The organism is Ruegeria sp. 6PALISEP08, from assembly GCF_001238295.1.
Taxonomy (GTDB): domain Bacteria; phylum Pseudomonadota; class Alphaproteobacteria; order Rhodobacterales; family Rhodobacteraceae; genus Ruegeria.
In genome coordinates this window covers 69,613-86,873 of the sequence record NZ_LGXZ01000010.1, presented here as the reverse complement: position 1 = coordinate 86,873, position 17,261 = coordinate 69,613, and the positions used below count along the sequence as shown (strand labels likewise).

Genomic DNA, 17,261 nt, shown 5'->3' with positions numbered 1-17,261 from the left:
TGAGTTTGACCTGTTCCAAACCCCATTTGACGCGCAGTCAATGCGCAAACGGGGCCGCCGATGGCGACCCCGTGCATCAAACTTAATCTGCGTTACGTGTTTCCGCTGGGTACGACAACGATCTCGACCCGACGGTTCTGCGCCTTGCCCTCTGGTGTCAGGTTCGAGGCGACAGGATTGTTTTCGCCCTGACCAATTGTTGTGATGCGATTATAGCTGACACCATTGGCCTGCAGGACATCCGCCACTGCATTAGCGCGACGCTGGGACAAGCCCAGATTATAGGTCGCGTCCCCGTCGCTGTCCGTGTGACCAATGATCTGCACGTTCGAGTTCGGGTAATTGACTAGGTTCTGACCCACTTTCACCAAATCGGATCGCAGCGCCGGGCGCACGGTCGAGCTGTCGGTGTCAAAGGTAATATCATTGGGGACCGTCACAATCAGACGATCGCCCGCATTCACGATGGTGATCCCGTCATTTGCCAATTGCTGACGCAGCTCAGCCGCCTGTTTGTCTAGCTGGTTGCCGATCAGGCCACCACCGGCTGCGCCAATTGCAGCCCCCGCCAGCGCCCCAAGGCCAGGATTCGAGTTGTTAGCGATCGCCCCGACGCCAGCTCCAACAAGACCGCCCAAAACGGCACCTTGTTTAGCGTTCTGGTTCGGGTCGCCCTGCACCGACAACGTGCCCGGATCCGTGCAAGCTGACAAAACAAGGGCTGAAATCAGCCCCGTGGCCAGAATAAACTTGGAAATCGTCATGATATCACCTTCTGCTCCGACACCCGTTTGTCGGGTGAGTTTGGTTTTTCTCAGTATATCACGGCCAAGGCGCTGGGGCTCAAGCAACAATCGGGTGAGATCGGCAATTAGCCGCCAATCCCGACGCGATTTCCTCAGAACTCCACCCGAGCACGGAATTTCATCGAAACGCCGCCTTCTGGGTGTTTCAGGCGCAGTTCTTCCGAATGCAGCATCAACCTGGGGAAATCTGCGGCAGCACCGGTTGCGTAAAACGGGTCGCCCAGAATCGGATGACCCAACGCCTGCATGTGAACGCGCAATTGATGGGACCGGCCTGTCTTGGGAAACAGGCGCACGCGCGTTGTTTCGCCTTCATATTTCACAACACGCCAATCGGTGATCGCGGGCTTTCCCGTGTCGTGGCAGACCATTTGTCTGGGCCGGTTGGGCCAGTCCACAATCAAAGGCAGGTCAACTGTGCCGGTCTTGGGTTCCAGCCGCCCCCAGACACCAGCAATATAGGTTTTGCGCGTCTGCCGCTGCTCGAACTGCATACTCAGGTTTCGCTGTGCATGGGGCGTTTGGGCAAAAACCATGACACCGGATGTATCCCGGTCCAGCCGGTGCACCAGCAGTGCCTGAGGAAACGCCGCCTGCACCCGTGTCAGAAGACAATCCGCCAGATGCGGGCCACGCCCCGGCACCGAAAGCAGGCCAGACGGTTTGTTCACCACAATCAACTGGGCGTCTTCATGTAACACATCCAGCGGGGTTCTAGGGGGATCATAGGTCTCGCTCATGCGGGCCTGCCTATCGCAGCTCGCTCCCTCCCGCAACGTCGCCCTTGCCTGTGGCGCGATGTTCAGAGACCTTCCGCACAGGAGGAGACGACATGCACCCGACCATAGACCGAATGCAAGAGGTTGTCGCCAAAGGCGATGAATCCCTGATCCACGCGCTGCTGGCCGAGGATGTCCGGTTCCTGCCGCCAACCTACTACAGCACCTGGACAGGTCGCACGCCGGTGGCAGCCGTTCTTGGACATGTCGGGCAGGTCTTCTCGGACTTCCGCTATCGCCGCATCATGGGCGAAGGAAAAGACTGGGCGCTGGAATTCCAGTGCAAGGTCGGCGATCTTGACGGGATCGGCGTGGACCTGATCACGCTGAACGACGACGGCTTGATCCAGACCTTCGAAGTCGTCATGCGGCCCTATAAAACGGTCGGCGCCTTGCGAGAGGCGATGATGGCACGCGTGATGACCGATGCGCGGTTTCTCAAATTCAAAGATGCCTTAAGCTGACCATGCGCGGCTTGATTGCAGCCGATCAGGTCCTGCGCATTCCCTTGCTGCCGGTTCTGGCGGCACAGGGCCTTGCAGTGCGCCGAAACGCTCAGATGTTGCCCGAACCGACGGGTCCGCGAACAGGCCGATCCGGCCGCGGCCCGCGCCTGCGCCTGCTCATCTGCGGCGACAGTTCGGCTGCGGGGGTTGGGGCCGGAACCCAAGCGCAGGCTCTGTCCGGGCACTTGGTTGACCAGCTGGCCAAGCATTACTCGGTTGAGTGGCGATTGGAAGCAACCACGGGGCATACGACACAGGACACGCTCGATCGCCTGAAAGGCGTGCAAGGCGAATTCGACGCGGTTGTCACGGCTTTGGGCGTCAATGATGTGACCCGTGCCGTAACATCCCGGCAGTTTGCACAGCGCCAAACACAGCTCATCACTGCTCTTTCCAAAGATCTGAAAGCACGGCGCATTGTCGTCACCGGCGTTCCACAGATGAACAGATTCCCAGCCTTACCTTATCCTTTGGCGTGGGTCCTTGGCCGTCAGGCTGCCAGGCTGGATCAGGCGCTGCAACAGGTTGTGTTTGCCCACCCCCATGTCAGGCATCTGAAACTCGATCTGCCGGACGACCCTGCCCTTGCTGCCCCAGACGGCTATCATCCCAGCCCACGCGCCTACGCCCTTTGGGCGGAAGCCGCAGCGCAGCTGTTGCGTCAGGCCTAAGCCCGTGCCTGCCGGATCATCGGGATCGAGTAGACAATCAAAGCCGCCCAGATCAGAGGGAAGGCGATCATCCGGCCGGTGTCGATCTTTTCGCCAAACAAAGAGATTGCCGTGATGAAAATCATGGTCGGCGCAATGTATTGCAGGATACCCATCGTGGACAGCCGCACCAGTTTGGCACCGTTCGCATAGACCAGCAGGGGCACAGCCGTCACAACACCGGCACAGGACAGCAATAGGGTATCTGACATCCCCACACCGAAATGCCCCGTGCCCTGCACACCCAGAAAGGTGACATAGACGAGGGCTGGAATCAAAAGGATCAGGACTTCAAGCAGAAAGCCCTGATTGGGTCCAATTGGCAGCGAACGTTTGAAAAACGCATAGAACCCCCAACTGACCATCAGTCCAAGAGCCGCCCAAGGCAACCGGCCGGCCTCCACCACAAGTACCACCACACCCAGTGCGGCTAACCCGACCGCGAACAGTTGCGTCCGCGTCAGGGGCTCCCTTAACAAGATCGCCCCCAGCGCGATACTGAACAGAGGGTTGATGTAATATCCCAGCGCTGCATCCAGTGCGTGACCCGTGGAGATGGCCCAGACGTAAATCGCCCAGTTCACGGATATAAGCGCAGCTGTCACAGCAGCCATGCCCAGCATTTTCGGATTGCCCAAAGCGGCCTTCAGATCTCGGGTCCGGCCCAATGCGACCAGCAAAAGCCCGGCCACTGGCACTGACCAGATAATACGATGCGCCACAACCTCGATCGGTCCCAAATGATCCAGCGCTTTCATGTATAGTGGCAGAAAGCCCCACAGGACATAAGCTGTGACAGCCAGCGCAAGACCTTTCGGCGTGTCCGTGCTCTGAGATGGTAAAGGCGTGTCGGCCACGTCAGGTCTCCGGTTGATACCGGTTCCGTTTACGGCAGAACCAAAGTGTTTGGAAACTCTGAAAACAGTGATGTGTCACATAACAGTTTTTGATGAGTTGTCCGACCGCATCAAGGCTTTCAAACGGAAATGCGAGGCTCTGCCTCGCGCTCCGGGTAGCGGGGGCAGAGCCCTCTACCCTCTGATTTAGACCTTAACCCGTTCTGATTTTGGATCATACATCGGCTTCAGCGACGCTTCAGCTTTGACCTTCACACCACAAACGTCGATCTCGTAGCTCGAAGCCAGGACGTCCGCGGCTTTCTCTCCTTCGCAGGGCACATAGCCTAAACCAATAGCACCACCGAGAGTGTGGCCATAGTTGCCGGAACTTAGATAGCCGACATACTCACCGTCGCGGACAATCGGTTCATTGTGGAACAACAGCGGTTCGGATTCCCTCAGGCGGAACTGCACCAGACGGTATTTGGGGCCGCTCTCTTTCCGTGCGATCACGGCCTCGCGCCCAATGAAATCGCTGCCTTTGTCCACCTTGACAGCAAAGCCCAGGCCAGCGTCGACAACGTGATCTTCGCAGGTAATATCGTGACCAAAATGGCGAAAGCCCTTTTCGATCCGGCAGCTGTCCATCATGTGCATACCACAGAGCTTCAGACCCATGTCCTGCCCGGCGTCATGCAGGGTTTCGAAGACGTGGCCCGCCATATCCGAAGAGACATAGATCTCCCATCCAAGCTCGCCTACATAGGTGACACGGTGAGCACGTGCGAGGCCCATGCCAATCTCGATCTCCTGTGCTGTGCCGAACGGATTGGTCGCGTTCGTGAAATCGTTGGGTGAGACTTTTTCCAGCAGCGCGCGCGCATTCGGACCCATGATGGCCAGGACGCCTTCGCCGGCGGTCACGTCGGTGATGACCACGTTGAAATTACCGGCATGGCGCTGCATCCAGGTCTGATCCGCCAGACGGGTCGCCGCCGGGGTTACCACCAGATAAGAGGTTTGGGTCAGTCGGGTCACGGTGACGTCCGCCTCAATCCCACCTGTGCGGTTTAGAAACTGCGTGTAGACGATCTTGCCATTTGGCACCGAGTAGTCGCCGCCACCGATGTAGTTCATGAATCTCTCGGCATCCGGGCCTTCGACACGGATTTTGCCAAAGGAAGACATGTCATACATGCCCACATTTTCGCGTACCGCCATGTGTTCGGCCGCCGAATTCTCAAACCAGTTCTGGCGTTTCCAGCTGTACTGGTATTCGCGCTCCTGACCGTCATTCGCAAACCAGTTGGCGCGTTCCCAACCGGCCAGTTCGCCCATAACAGCGCCCTGTTCCAGCAGGTGATGATGGAACGGCGTCCGGCGCACGCCGCGGGCGGTGGCTTTTTGGCGATAGGGGTAATGGTCGGCGTAAAGCAATCCCAGTGTCTCTTTCGAGCGCTCGAACAGGTACTTCTTGTTGCCCTGGAACGGCTGCATTCGGCTGACGTCCACGTCGCCTAGATCAAAGGGTTTCTCGCCTGTATCCATCCATTCGGCCAGCGCCATTCCCGCGCCACCGGCGGATTGGATGCCGATCGAGTTGAACCCGGCGGCAATCCAGACATTGTCCATCTCGGGCGCCAGACCCAGGTGGTACGCATCATCGGGCGTGAAGCTTTCAGGACCGTTGAAGAAGGTGTGGATACCCGCCTCGGCCAGCATTGGCATCCGTTCACAAGCGGCTTCAAGGATCGGCTCAAAATGGTCGAAATCTTCGGGCAGCTGATCGAACTCGAACGTGTCAGGGATACCGTTCGTTGCCCAGGGTTTCGCGTTAGGTTCGAACGCGCCCAGCAGGATTTTACCTGCATCTTCCTTGTAGTAGGCGCACTCGTCAGGCACACGCAGCACTGGCAGCTGGGTCAGACCGTCAATGTTCTCGGTTACGATATAGAAGTGTTCACACGCGTGAAGCGGTACATTCACACCGGCCATCCGGCCAACTTCGTGCCCCCACATACCCGCGCAGTTCACCACCATGTCGCATTCGATATGGCCCGAGGCGCTGCCATCATCGGCGACCCAGTCCACACCAGTGACCGACCGGCCCTGTTTGACGATGTCGGTAACCTTCACTCGCTCTTTCACTACAGCGCCGCGCTGACGCGCGCCTTTGGCCAAGGCCAGTGCAATGTTGGCCGGATCACCTTGCCCGTCCAATGGTAGATAAACAGCCCCTTTGACGCCTTCGAGATTGATGTGTGGGTACAGTTCCTGCACCCGCTCATTCGAGATTTCTTCGACCTCGACACCAAAGGCCCGCGCCATCGCGGCCTGACGATAGATCTCTTCCTTGCGCTCTTCAGTCAAGGCCACGGTGATTGACCCGCAGCGCTTGAAGCCCGTGGCAACGCCTGTTTCTTCTTCCAGCGAGCCATAAAGTTCCTGGCTGTATTTCGCCAGCTTGGTCATGTTTGCGGTGGCGCGCAGCTGCGCAATAAGGCCTGCCGCGTGCCAGGTGGTACCACTGGTCAGCTGTTTGCGTTCCAGCAGCACGACATCCTTCCAACCCTTCTTGGTCAGGTGATAAGCGACCGAGCATCCGATGACGCCGCCGCCGATGATGACCACTCGGGCCTTGCTGGGAAGATCAACCATTGTGACGACTCCGCTAGTGTTTGGTTCTGGCCAGAATGCCACGGGGGATCGACAACAAATGCACTAAAAGCGTCACGGTATCCGGGAAAATCATCTTTGTGCGGCCTGGCGTTTTTCCCGCCTCATGACAAAGGGGGTGACACCGAAGAAGCTTTTGTAAACAGACGAAAATCCGTTGGGGAAACCGCAGGCCATACCGATCTCACGCACGCTCATCGTGGTGTTCATCAGAAGATTATTGGCCTTGGCCAGACGCATTTCGCGATAGAACCCGTTGGGTGTGGTGGCGAAAAAGGATTTGAACTTACGCTCCAGCGATCGATTCGACAGGCTCAGATCCTCGACAATCTGTCGAATAGGCAGGGGGTCTTCGATATTCTCTTGCATCAGCTTAATGCATTGATCCAGCTTGGCGTCGCCGGTGGCCGTGGTCTTTGCCCCTGAAAATGGCTGCATGGATGAGAAATCGCGAATCTGCTCATGCAGCATGATATCCGCGACCGTCATTTTCGTCGGCCCTGAAATATGCCGCCCGATGACGGCCAATGCGATGTCGGCTGTGGCCCCCATTCCGGCACATGTAACCACCGGCCCGTTTTCCGTGGCGATTGAGAGTTTAGCCTCGAACCGGGCACCTCGTTCGCGTAGGAAAGAGGCGTTTTCCCAATGGGTCGCCAGATGTTCGGTGCCGTTTTCGTCTATGTAACGACTGGCAGCTTCAGACAGAAGAAAGACCTGTGCACCGCGATACGTGTAATCCGAAACGATACGGCCAAGCGAAAGGTCAGGTTGATCCGGGTCGGAGTTGCCAATGACAAAGAGATAATCGGCCTTGGGTTGCGGTGGCAGTTTTGTTGTCGAAACTACGGCGTCACTGCTGCTGGCCACATCGCCACCGCGCAGTGACCGATACGTGTAGGTGAAAGGCGGTGAAGCACAGACGCGGTTAGCCACCCGCAGAACATCCACAAGCGAGGCGAGTTCCAACAACACAAAACCCGGCGCGACGATAATGTCGAACTGCCAGAGGGTCTGTTGTGAATCGCCCTGTTTCGACTCTGCTGCCATCAGCGTTCTCAGACGATACTGTGTCCGGCCGTCCGCAATCGGTTGGCCAGCGTTTCGATGTGATCTGGGCCTATTTCGCAGCATCCGCCGACGATCGTGGCCCCCTGATCGACCCATCGCATGACATGATCCGCATAGGCATCCGGACCAAGGTCATGTCGTTGTTCCAAAGTGTCCACCGTAGGCGCATCTTCGAGGAACCCGTCCGAGATATGTGTGAACCCATTGGCATAGGCCCCAAATGGCAGGGACATGCCCGACAGGATGTCCAATGCTGCCGGGATCGCCTCGGGGCGCGAACAATTGATCAGCACAGCATCCGGTGAATACTCTTCGACCAATGTAGCTATGTCCGCCAAGGGTTCACCGGACCTGAGAAAGCTTCCTTCATCGTCATTGACCGACAGGGCCAGCCACACCGGTTTTTCAGACCCGGTTGTGCCGCGTAGCGCACCTTCGGCTTCGAGCACGGAAGAAACCGTTTCAATTAGGAACAGATCTACCTTATCCGCCATCAAACTGACCAATTCACCAAATTTTTCGTCGGCTTCGCTCGGGTCTGGCTGTAGGTCAGGTCTGTATGAGGCCAGCAATGGCCCCAGTGATCCCGCAACACGATTCTTCGTCCCTTCACAAGCGGCCTGAGCCTGCGACAGCGCGATGTTAATAAGAGTTTCCAACTGATCTTCGATGTTTTCGAACCGTAATCGGGACCGGTGAACTGCATAAGTGTTGGTCGTTGCAATCGTCGCCCCGCGCCGAAAGTACTCTGCATGCACTTCGCGCACCAATTCAGGGCGATCGATCATGACCCGGGTTGACCAAAGCGCCGTTGGCGCATCACCACTGCGCTTGACCAGTTCCTGCCCAATCGAGCCGTCCAAAAGGGTAATATCTGCCATGCCATCGCTCCTTAAGGCACAAGAACCAGTTTACCCGGAAAGGTCTTGGATTGAAAATCAGCCTGCGCCAAGGCGATCTCACGCAGCGGATAGGTTCGCGAGATCAGCGGTTTGATCCGTCCCACATTCATCAATTCCACAAGGCGGCCAAAGACTTCGGGGGTCTGATGTGTACACCCATGAATCGTGATGTCGCGCAAGTAGATGTCCCGCAGATCGGCCTGAACAATTGGGCCTGCGATTGCGCCTGACACGGCGTAATGCCCGCCGGGTTTCAAGGCCAGGATCAGCGATGCCCAAGCGAGACCGCCCACCACATCGATCACCGCGTCGAACATATCCTGCGGCGGCGATTCATCACGGTCAAAGGTAGCTTTTGCCCCTTGGGATTTGACGACCTCGGCTTTCGTGGCACCTGTTACGCCCCAGACCGTGGCCCCGCGCAGTGCTGCGAGTTGCACAGCGGCCAGACCAACACCACCTGACGCACCGGTGATCAAGACCTTTTGTCCTGCCGTCACACCTGCGTGGGTCAGCAGGTTCTCGGCGGTGCCAAAGGCGCAGGGAATGGCTGCAATTTCAACATCCGACAGAGGCGAGGTGCTGACGTCGTACAGATCATCCGCCTCAACCAGACAGTATTGCGCAAAGGCGCCGTCGATCTCGGACCCAAGCGCGATGAACCCCTGAGGATTTCCCGGGCGCGGGCGCGGCAAGTTGATCGGGCAGGTCACGCGTTGGCCCATGCTGAAATGAACCCCGTCACCCACAGCCTCGACAATACCGCACAGATCCCCACCTTGAATGCGGGGGAAGTGCAAGGCACCGCCCCACCCACCGGATTCGACGTCCTGATCTACGGCATCCGTGGCCCCCGTCACTTCGGACGCGTACCAACCAACTCGGGTGTTGATATCCGTGTTGTTCACACCCGCGGCGGCGACGCGAACAAGCACCTGGCCCAGACCGGGCTCGGGTACTGGAATATCTTCGCGCCACTCCAACGCTTCGGGTCCACCGTGACCAGTCAAGTAGACGCCAGACATGGATTTTGGAACGGCCATCTCAGACCTCATCATCCGGATGCAGTGGGACAGGGCCCATGGGAACGATGTCATACCGCGCGTTGAGATCGGCCATCTTGGCCTCGTCGGCAAAGTCGGTTTCGCTCATCTTTGCAAGTTCGGCAAGGAACCCATCAAACCCCGAAGGCTGAAAGATCATGAGCATTTTGGCTGGCGCATCGCCCGCCACACGACAGGCATGCGGCACTCCGGGCGGCACGTGCATCGTGGTGCCCTGTCCACATCGATGCCAATCACCATCGACATAGAAATCAACCTGACCTTCCAGAAAATAGAAGGTTTCGGCGTGGGTGTCGTGACAATGAAGGCCAAGCGCAAAACTGGCCTTCAGATTGTCTTCCATAAGCGTGTATGCGCCATCTGTTTCCTGACCTGACACCTTCACGTAGGTATGGTCATTTTCCCAGTCATAGCTGGGGCCCTCACCAGGCCCCAGTTTAGCGTATCGTTTGCTCATGGCTGTCTCCGCAAGAGGTTAAGCGCGCAACCGCTCGTTCTCGGGATCCCAGAGCGGTTGATCCTGCTCTACCACAGCACGGAACTTTTGACCGTAGATTTCGACCTCAAGTTCAGTACCGGGGTTCGCAAGATCGGCCTTGATCATGCCCAGCGCGATGGATTTGCCAACACGGTATCCCCATGCGCCCGAAGTGGTCTCACCTACGATCTCATCGCCTTGCCAGATGCAGGACATATATGGCGCGTCGCAATCTCCCGCATCAACAGTCAGGGTGACGAATGATTTCTTCACACCCTGCTGTTTTTCGTTCAGGATCGCCGCTTTTCCGGGGAAGTCCTGTGGTTTGTCCAGCTTCACAAACCGCTCCAACCCGCCTTCGAGCAGCGAGTAGTCGGTCGACAGATCGCCTTTCCAAGCGCGATACCCTTTTTCGATCCGCAGCGAGTTCAGCGCATACATCCCAAACGGCTTGGCACCCGCCTCGATGATCGCGTCATAGATCGCAGGCATATGCTCGTTCAGCGCATGCACTTCCCAGCCCAGCTCACCGGCGAAGGAAACGCGGATCAGGTAGGCAGGCTGCCCCGCGACGGTGGCGGACTGGTGGGTCAGCCATCCGGAGGTCAGATCAGCATCGCTCATACTCGACAGGATCTCACGCGATTTCGGACCAGTGACGATCAGCGTGTCGCGCGTGGTTGTGACATCCGTAATCGACACAGTGGCAGGCAACGCGTTCATCAGAATATCGCGGTCGTGCCATTGCGCAGTCGCCGCGGTGATCATCACGAACTCGTCTTCTCCCAGACGGATGCAGGACATCTCGGTCAGAATACGACCACGGTCGTCGGAGACGTAGATGAGGTTCATCCGGCCGACCTTGGGCAATCCACCGGTTGCGAGGCCGCGCAACGCCTCGGCGGCACCTTCTCCATTGACCATGAAGCGCGAGAAACCTGGCAAATCCAGTACGCCACAATGGTCTCGCACGGCCTCGCATTCTTCTTTGATCCGCTGCTCCCACGGGCCGGAACGGCCCCAGGTATGGGTCGCCTCAAGCGAGGTGTCATCGCCCGGCTTCGCGAACCAGTTGGCCCGCTCCCATCCGTTGTAGGCACCCATCACACCGCCCAGCGCTTTGACCTTGTCATGTACCGGCGACAGCTTCTTGTCACGCGCAGCAGGCCATTCGTGGTGGGGGAAATGCATGGCGTATTCGTTGCCGTAAACCTCCAGACCCTTCTGATTGCAGTAGTCCTGATCAGTGTAATCGGTGTAGCGGCGCGGATCGACGGCCCACATATCCCATTCGGTTGCGCCTTCGACAATCCACTCTGCCAGCACCTTGCCTGCACCACCGCCCTGCGCGATGCCGAATGTAAATGTGTGTGCCTCAAACGCGTTTTTCACACCGGGCATCGGGCCAATCAGCGGCAACCCATCCGGTGCATAGGGGATCGGCCCGTTGATGACACGACCAACACCCGAGGTCGCCATCAGCGGAACCCGCTCCATCGCGTCGGTCATGATGTCTTCGATCCGATCCAGGTCATCATTCCACAGCTGGAAGCTGAAATCCTCGGGCATGGGGTCGTCTTCCGTCATCCAGTGGCCCTTGCAGTTGGGCTCATAAGGACCAAGGTTGAAGCCATGCTTCTCCTGCCGCAGGTAATAGGATACGTCCACATCTCGCAGCAGAGGCAGCTTGGCACCGCTTTCCTTGGTCCATGCTTCGATCTCGGGGATCTCGTCCGTCAACAGGTACTGGTGGCTCATGACCATCGCAGGAACGGTACGACCTCCGAAGGGTTTGAACCACTCGCCCACGCGCTGGGCATAATACCCGGCTGCGTTCACAACATAGTCACAGGCAATATCGCCTTTTTCGGTCTGTACGGTCCATGTACCGTCATCATGCTGCGTCACGCCCGTTGCCGGGGTGAAGCGGAGGATTTTCTGCCCCATGTCCCGAGCGCCCTTCGCAAGCGCCTGAGTCAACTGAGCCGGATCGATATCACCATCCGACGGATCAAAAAGAACGCCCTCGAGATCATGGGTTTCCAGGAAGGGATAACGCTCTTTAGCTTCTTCCGGGGTCCACATTTCCATCGGGATGCCTTGATAGCGTCCCATCGCCATTGCGCGTTCGAATTCCTGAACCCGCTCTTTCGAATGCGCCAGACGGATTGACCCGGTCTGGTGGTAGTTCATCGGATAATCGACCTCGTCGCCCAGCCGCGAATACAGCTCGGTCGAGTACCGCTGCATGTTCATGATCGCCCAAGAGGTCGAGAAGGTCGGAACGTTACCCGCCGCGTGCCAGGTCGAGCCTGCAGTCAGTTCGTTCTTCTCCAGCAGGACACAATCGGTCCAGCCTTTCTTGGCCAGGTGATAAAGGGACGAGGCCCCCACCACACCGCCACCGATAATGACCACGCGGGCTTTTGTCGGAAAGTCACTCATGTGTTTTGTTCCCTGTTACTGTGCCTCTTGAGGCAGATCGTCCGTGATGTCGTAGTAATCGCCCTTGTCGGCGACAAAGATGTGCTTCGAGAGCATCAAACCCGTGGGTTCGCGGAGCGCACCCATGGAAACTGAAATCGTGTCCTCGTCATTGTGCTGCCAGAAGAGGAACGAGCCACACGCACTGCAAAACCCACGCCGGGCGATGTCAGAGGCGCGAAACCAGCTGAGTGTATCGCTTGCAGTGAAGCTAAGGTTGTCCTGATGGGTCGAAGTCGACGCCCAGACATGGCCCGATTGCGTTCGGCACTGGCTGCAATGGCAGACCGAGGGCGGCGACAGATCTCCGTCGATTGTAAATGCGACTGCGCCGCACAGGCAGGATCCGGTATGCATGTGTTTACCCCCTTGCTGCGGGCGAGCTGCTGGCCCCTAACAACACGCCGTAGATGACAAAACAGGTCGCCATTACGCGACGGACCCAAATGTTGAACACGGCCCCCAGCGCCGCTTTGCCCATCAGCGCACCTAACAGGGTGAAGCCGGTGTAGCTGAGCGTTGTGATGATCAGCGCCGTGGGCATGATCACTCCCATCTGCTGCCAGATTGGCACGTCGGGCTGAACGAATTGTGAGAAGGCGGCGAGGTATCCGGCCACGCTTTTGGGATTGATCGCCGCAACAGCCAGCGCATGAAAATAGACGTGCCGAGCCGGCCTTTCGGAGGCCGGTGCAGGTTTTGCAGCATTCATCCATCCACGTATTCCAACCCAGATCAGAAACCCTGCACCCAATAGCTTGACGATAAAGAACCCGGTCGGAGAGGCGGCAATCAAAGCAGTAACGCCCAGCGCAGACAGGATAAGAAAGGCGCTTGCCTGCGTGAGGATTGCCAGAACACCCAACATCGCCTTGGGGAACGGCAAACTCATCCCGTTCGAGATGCAATTGACTGCGTTCGGGCCCGGCGTGGTCACGAATACCACCCAGAACAGCGCGAATATGGTCCAGGCTTCAAAGCTCATCAATACACCGGTGGAGCGATGACCCAGATGGCCACCGCGGGCTCATCATAGGGGTTAGACCATTGATAAGGTTCGTGTTTGATCCGAAAACTGTCACCTGGCCCGACGGAAAATGCGCGTGATCCGATGTTCAGATCCAATCGGCCAGAGATCATGTAGCCCACTTCTTGCGTCGGGCGATTGGCGGGCGTCTGCATCTTCGAATTGGGCTCGAACGTGGAATGCACCATTTCGAAGTCATCGGTCAGATCCGGCGAGAGCAACTCTTCGATCAGCCCTTCTTCGCCCGACCCCATGGGACGACGTGACCCCGCGCGTACAACATACCCTTGCTCGTCTGCAGGTGCAGCTGAATGCGCAAACAACATCGACATGGGGACGCCAAGGCACTCGGCGATCTGGCGCAGGTCCGAGATCGAGGGGGCGGACATGTCGCGTTCAACCTGACTCAACCATCCCACCGACCGATCCAGCCGCGTTGCAATCTCGGTCAAGGTCAATCCTCGGGCCTTGCGCAAGGCCCTTAGGTCGGCTCCGAGTGTCGCGCTTTGGGGGGCATGGCTGTTCACTGGCCACTCCGAATCTTGTGAAATTTTTCTTCCTATTTTCACGATGAAGCAAGTTTGTGAAATTTCCAAGCATTTTTTCACGCATGGTTTTCGATTGGATTTTGAATTGTGCAGACCGCCAACCGCCGAGTTGACGACCGCAGGCAAACTTGGCCCTTAAGAACCGGCAGGTGAAAGGGTATCGAAAATATGAAACTAACAAGTTATGCGAAATGGCTTCAGACAGCTATTTGACTTCGGAAAGACGTCGCGCGGCGCTCCCTTGCCGTGTTTCCATCAAGAAGGGCTATCCTTCACGCCCTGGGTACTTCCCGGAACACGTTCAATGTCGGAAAGCTCGTTTGGCTTCAGAATTGAAGACCCGCAAAAACCTTCACTTCATCCAGCACATGTTGCGGCCAACGACGGCTGAAACTATCGGCAATCGTTTCGCGTTTCTCCGGCTCAAGCCCGGCGAGCAAACTGGGAAAGCGGCGCCGGTTTCTGGGTAAAGTCCACATTTCGATATCATTTTCGAAACAGTAGCGGGCAAAACGTACATCAACGAACTTCTCACTGCCCTCCATGTAATCCAGAGGTGGAAACAGTGATCCGGACAGCATGACGGTTCCGGTTCCCAACTGATGGACTCTGGTTGAGTATGTGAGTTTTTGATTCATCCGCAATAACGTGCGTTGCCGTATCGACCTTGGCGTCGGGTTTGAGAACGTCGTCGCGTGATAACCGAAGACGCGCTTATCCATTCCAACGCCCCGTGCTCGGCGCAGGGTCTGACGGGCATAGTTGTCGGCATATTCGATATCGTCATCGACAAGAAAAACGGTGTCTTCAGGATCAGGCTGGAAAATAAACTTGCCGACATCCTTATAGTCCCGCTCGGGGATCACAGCAGTGACGTTGTCGAACTCGTTCAGAAAGCCAGGTACATCGTGATACTCATTCAGGCAGAGGAACACCTTGTCGACCTGCGATGCAATGCTTGCCACCGAATGAGGTAAAACGCCGACACGATCCGGGAAGGTTGCCATATGCGCGCGTTTGATCCCTTTTTTGGGCGCCCCGCCTGTGACCCTCGGATTGATTTCAGCTTCTTGCATCCCTGAGAAACACCCAAAAAAGAACCTTCGCTATTGATTTTGATATGAGATCATTTCGAAGCCCGCAAGGCGAACTCGATTTAGCCGTGCAATCACGCGGGAATCCTTGGTTTTGATGCAAGCCAGCAACGACTGCGACAGCTAGGATCCTGCAAAAACAGCCGTCAGAATATCTTGGAGTTTTTGCGCATCCAACGATGAGAATGCAGCTGGCTGATCGCTATCAATGTCAAAAACAGCAATGATATCACCTGACGGGTCCCGCACCGGAAGGACAAGTTCAGACCGGGTTGAAGACGCGCACGCAATATGACCCGGGAAAGCGTCAACATCCGACACAAGCTGCACCTTGCCTGTCTTCGCTGCGGCACCGCAAACGCCGCGTTCGAACGGGATGACAAGGCACCCATGCCCACCTTGATAAGGGCCGATTTTTAGCAAACCAGGTTCCACCACACGATAAAATCCGGTCCAGTCAAAGCGGTCGTCTGAATGATGCACCTCGCACGCGACCGTGGCCATCAAAGCGACCTGATCCGTTTCGCCTTCGGTCAATGCTGCGATTGTGTTGGTCAGGCTGTCGTAATCGACTGTCATTGGTTCTTATCCATTGGGACTGCGCGGGGGCGCTCCCCCCCCGCACCCCGAAGTATTTGGAAAAAGATGAAGGGTCAAACGCGTTCGATTGCAATCGCGGTGCCTTCGCCGCCGCCGATGCAGATGGCCGCAACTCCTCGTTTGAGGTCTCGCTTCTCCAATGCGTTCAGCAATGTAACCATGATGCGCGCGCCCGAGGCACCGATAGGATGACCCAGCGCACAGGCGCCGCCATTCACGTTCACTTTGTCGCGCGGCAATCCCATTTCATACATGAACGCCATCGGCACAACCGCGAAGGCTTCGTTGACTTCCCACAGGTCAACATCCTCCTTGCTCCAGCCGATGCGGGACAAGAGTTTCTGTGCGGCCGGAACCGGCGCAGTGGTAAACAGCCCGGGTGCCTGGGCGTGACTGGCGTGACCCAAAACACGGGCACGCACCGCCAGCCCTTGCGCTTCGGCCGCCTCGGCCGAAGCCAGAACAAGCGCCGCGGCCCCGTCCGAAATCGAAGAGGAGTTGGCGGCCGTCACTGTTCCGTCCTTGCGAAACGCGGGTTTCAGCGTAGGAATTTTATCAGGGCGGGCAGAATTTGGTTGCTCATCGGTGTCGTGCACAACCTCACCCTTTCGAGTACGAACTGTGACCGGAGCAATTTCCCGATCAAATGCACCGTTTTCCTGTGCGGTCAGGGCGTTCGACAGAGACTGCAGCGCATACTCATCCTGCGCTTCGCGGGTGAACTGATAGGCTTCGGCACAATCCTCAGCAAAAGTGCCCATTAGACGGCCTTTGTCATAGGCGTCTTCGAGCCCGTCCAGGAACATATGATCGACCACCTGACCGTGGCCAATGCGGGCACCACCGCGCATCTTGGGCAGCAGGTAGGGGGCATTCGTCATACTCTCCATTCCGCCTGCAATCATTGTATCCGCATGGCCCAAGGCAATCTGGTCAAAGGCAACCATTGCCGCTTTCATGCCCGAGCCGCACATCTTGTTCAGCGTTGTTGCCGGGACCTCTTCGCCCAAACCAGCGGCAAAACCTGCCTGCCGCGCGGGGGCCTGGCCCTGCCCCGCTGGCAAAACACATCCCATCAGAACTTCATCAACTGATTGTGCCCCTGCTTGGCTTAACGCCGCCCGGATCGCGTCCCCCCCAAGGTCGGCTGCCGCAACCCCATCGAACATGCCTTGAAAACCACCCATTGGCGTTCTGGCGGCCCCTGCAATCACAACATCTTTCATCCGGGTTTTCCTCCTGCTTTTCGGTTCTTGAATACCGAATGGTAAGAATTGGCGTCTAGCGTATTTCTACGACTCATTTTTCAGTTTGGAGGGTGCCCAAACCATGGGGCTGACCAGCGCGTCAAACGGCGCAACACAGATAATCACCGTTCATTCCGACCGGATCGATGCCGCAATGGCCATTCAGTTCAAGGAAGACATGCGCTCGGAAACCGAGACCAGCGCAGATCGGGTTGTGCTGGATCTGTCCGGCGTTCAGTTCATCGATTCCAGCGGTCTGGGTGCCATTGTGGCGTCGATGAAGCAGCTGGGCAAAGACCGGCAACTGGATCTGGCCGGGCCGCAGCCAGTGGTCGAGAAAGTTTTTCGCCTGACGCGCATGGATACTGTTTTCCGGTTGTTTTCAACACTGGACGACGCGCTGTCCGCGCCAGATGCGTAACCTAGGCAG

The 17,261-nt window shown here is 57.3% G+C and carries 18 protein-coding genes; 3 read left to right on the top strand and 15 right to left on the bottom strand.

Going from position 1 to position 17,261, the window contains the following annotated elements:
- Positions 1–92 precede the first annotated feature (92 nt).
- Both ALB80_RS15340 and ALB80_RS15335 read right to left on the bottom strand, forming a co-directional pair.
- The gene (locus ALB80_RS15340) at positions 93–764 is read right to left on the bottom strand and encodes an OmpA family protein (protein ID WP_050604963.1); all 672 of its coding nucleotides are present in this window, start codon (positions 762–764) and stop codon (positions 93–95) included.
- A 134-nt stretch (positions 765–898) separates the two neighbouring features.
- Positions 899–1,546 carry an RluA family pseudouridine synthase gene (locus ALB80_RS15335; protein WP_050604962.1) on the bottom strand — a complete coding sequence of 216 codons (648 nt, stop codon included), beginning with the start codon at positions 1,544–1,546 and terminating at the stop codon, positions 899–901.
- A 92-nt stretch (positions 1,547–1,638) separates the two neighbouring features.
- On the opposite strand from ALB80_RS15335, the gene ALB80_RS15330 reads away from it, so the two are divergent.
- A complete protein-coding gene (locus tag ALB80_RS15330; protein ID WP_050604961.1) occupies positions 1,639–2,049 on the top strand; it encodes a nuclear transport factor 2 family protein in 411 nt (136 codons plus the stop codon).
- Positions 2,050–2,051: 2 nt separating this feature from the next.
- On the top strand, positions 2,052–2,762 hold the full coding sequence (locus ALB80_RS15325; RefSeq protein WP_050604960.1) for an SGNH/GDSL hydrolase family protein: 711 nt from the start codon (positions 2,052–2,054) through the stop codon (positions 2,760–2,762).
- On the opposite strand, the gene rarD is transcribed toward ALB80_RS15325, so the two are convergent.
- The 13 genes from rarD to ALB80_RS15260 all read right to left on the bottom strand — a co-directional run bounded on the left by rarD (position 2,759) and on the right by ALB80_RS15260 (position 16,810).
- Positions 2,759–3,658, bottom strand: a complete 900-nt coding sequence (rarD, locus tag ALB80_RS15320) for an EamA family transporter RarD (RefSeq protein ID WP_050604959.1) — start codon at positions 3,656–3,658, stop codon at positions 2,759–2,761. The two genes, ALB80_RS15325 and rarD, sit on opposite strands and share 4 nt — an antisense overlap.
- 186 nt (positions 3,659–3,844) lie before the next feature.
- Complete coding sequence (locus tag ALB80_RS15315) at positions 3,845–6,298, bottom strand: FAD-dependent oxidoreductase (protein ID WP_050604958.1); 2,454 nt, start codon at positions 6,296–6,298, stop codon at positions 3,845–3,847.
- A gap of 90 nt (positions 6,299–6,388) precedes the next feature.
- A complete protein-coding gene (locus ALB80_RS15310) occupies positions 6,389–7,366 on the bottom strand; it encodes a GlxA family transcriptional regulator (protein ID WP_050604957.1) in 978 nt (325 codons plus the stop codon).
- A gap of 8 nt (positions 7,367–7,374) precedes the next feature.
- Positions 7,375–8,268, bottom strand: a complete 894-nt coding sequence (locus ALB80_RS15305) for a homocysteine S-methyltransferase family protein (RefSeq protein ID WP_050604956.1) — start codon at positions 8,266–8,268, stop codon at positions 7,375–7,377.
- A gap of 11 nt (positions 8,269–8,279) precedes the next feature.
- Entirely contained in the window at positions 8,280–9,332 is a 1,053-nt protein-coding gene (locus tag ALB80_RS15300; RefSeq protein WP_050604955.1) for an alcohol dehydrogenase family protein, read from the bottom strand.
- 1 nt (position 9,333) lies between these two features.
- The gene (locus ALB80_RS15295) at positions 9,334–9,810 is read right to left on the bottom strand and encodes a cupin domain-containing protein (RefSeq protein WP_050604954.1); all 477 of its coding nucleotides are present in this window, start codon (positions 9,808–9,810) and stop codon (positions 9,334–9,336) included.
- A gap of 18 nt (positions 9,811–9,828) precedes the next feature.
- The gene (locus ALB80_RS15290) at positions 9,829–12,276 is read right to left on the bottom strand and encodes an FAD-dependent oxidoreductase (RefSeq protein ID WP_050604953.1); all 2,448 of its coding nucleotides are present in this window, start codon (positions 12,274–12,276) and stop codon (positions 9,829–9,831) included.
- A gap of 15 nt (positions 12,277–12,291) precedes the next feature.
- Complete coding sequence (locus tag ALB80_RS15285; RefSeq protein ID WP_050604952.1) at positions 12,292–12,672, bottom strand: GFA family protein; 381 nt, start codon at positions 12,670–12,672, stop codon at positions 12,292–12,294.
- Between the two features lie 4 nt (positions 12,673–12,676).
- Positions 12,677–13,300, bottom strand: coding sequence for a LysE family translocator (locus ALB80_RS15280; RefSeq protein WP_050604951.1), 624 nt, complete (start codon positions 13,298–13,300; stop codon positions 12,677–12,679).
- Complete coding sequence (locus ALB80_RS15275) at positions 13,300–13,869, bottom strand: helix-turn-helix domain-containing protein (RefSeq protein WP_050604950.1); 570 nt, start codon at positions 13,867–13,869, stop codon at positions 13,300–13,302. The genes ALB80_RS15280 and ALB80_RS15275 overlap by 1 nt, the downstream gene beginning before the upstream one ends.
- Positions 13,870–14,216: 347 nt before the next feature.
- Positions 14,217–14,966 carry a hypothetical protein gene (locus ALB80_RS15270; RefSeq protein ID WP_050604949.1) on the bottom strand — a complete coding sequence of 250 codons (750 nt, stop codon included), beginning with the start codon at positions 14,964–14,966 and terminating at the stop codon, positions 14,217–14,219.
- A gap of 141 nt (positions 14,967–15,107) precedes the next feature.
- A complete protein-coding gene (locus ALB80_RS15265) occupies positions 15,108–15,563 on the bottom strand; it encodes a GAF domain-containing protein (RefSeq protein ID WP_050604948.1) in 456 nt (151 codons plus the stop codon).
- Positions 15,564–15,637: 74 nt separating this feature from the next.
- Entirely contained in the window at positions 15,638–16,810 is a 1,173-nt protein-coding gene (locus tag ALB80_RS15260; RefSeq protein ID WP_050604947.1) for an acetyl-CoA C-acyltransferase, read from the bottom strand.
- Between the two features lie 103 nt (positions 16,811–16,913).
- Here ALB80_RS15260 and ALB80_RS15255 point away from each other — a divergent pair, with 103 nt between their 5' ends.
- Positions 16,914–17,252, top strand: coding sequence for an STAS domain-containing protein (locus ALB80_RS15255; RefSeq protein WP_050604946.1), 339 nt, complete (start codon positions 16,914–16,916; stop codon positions 17,250–17,252).
- Positions 17,253–17,261 lie beyond the last annotated feature (9 nt).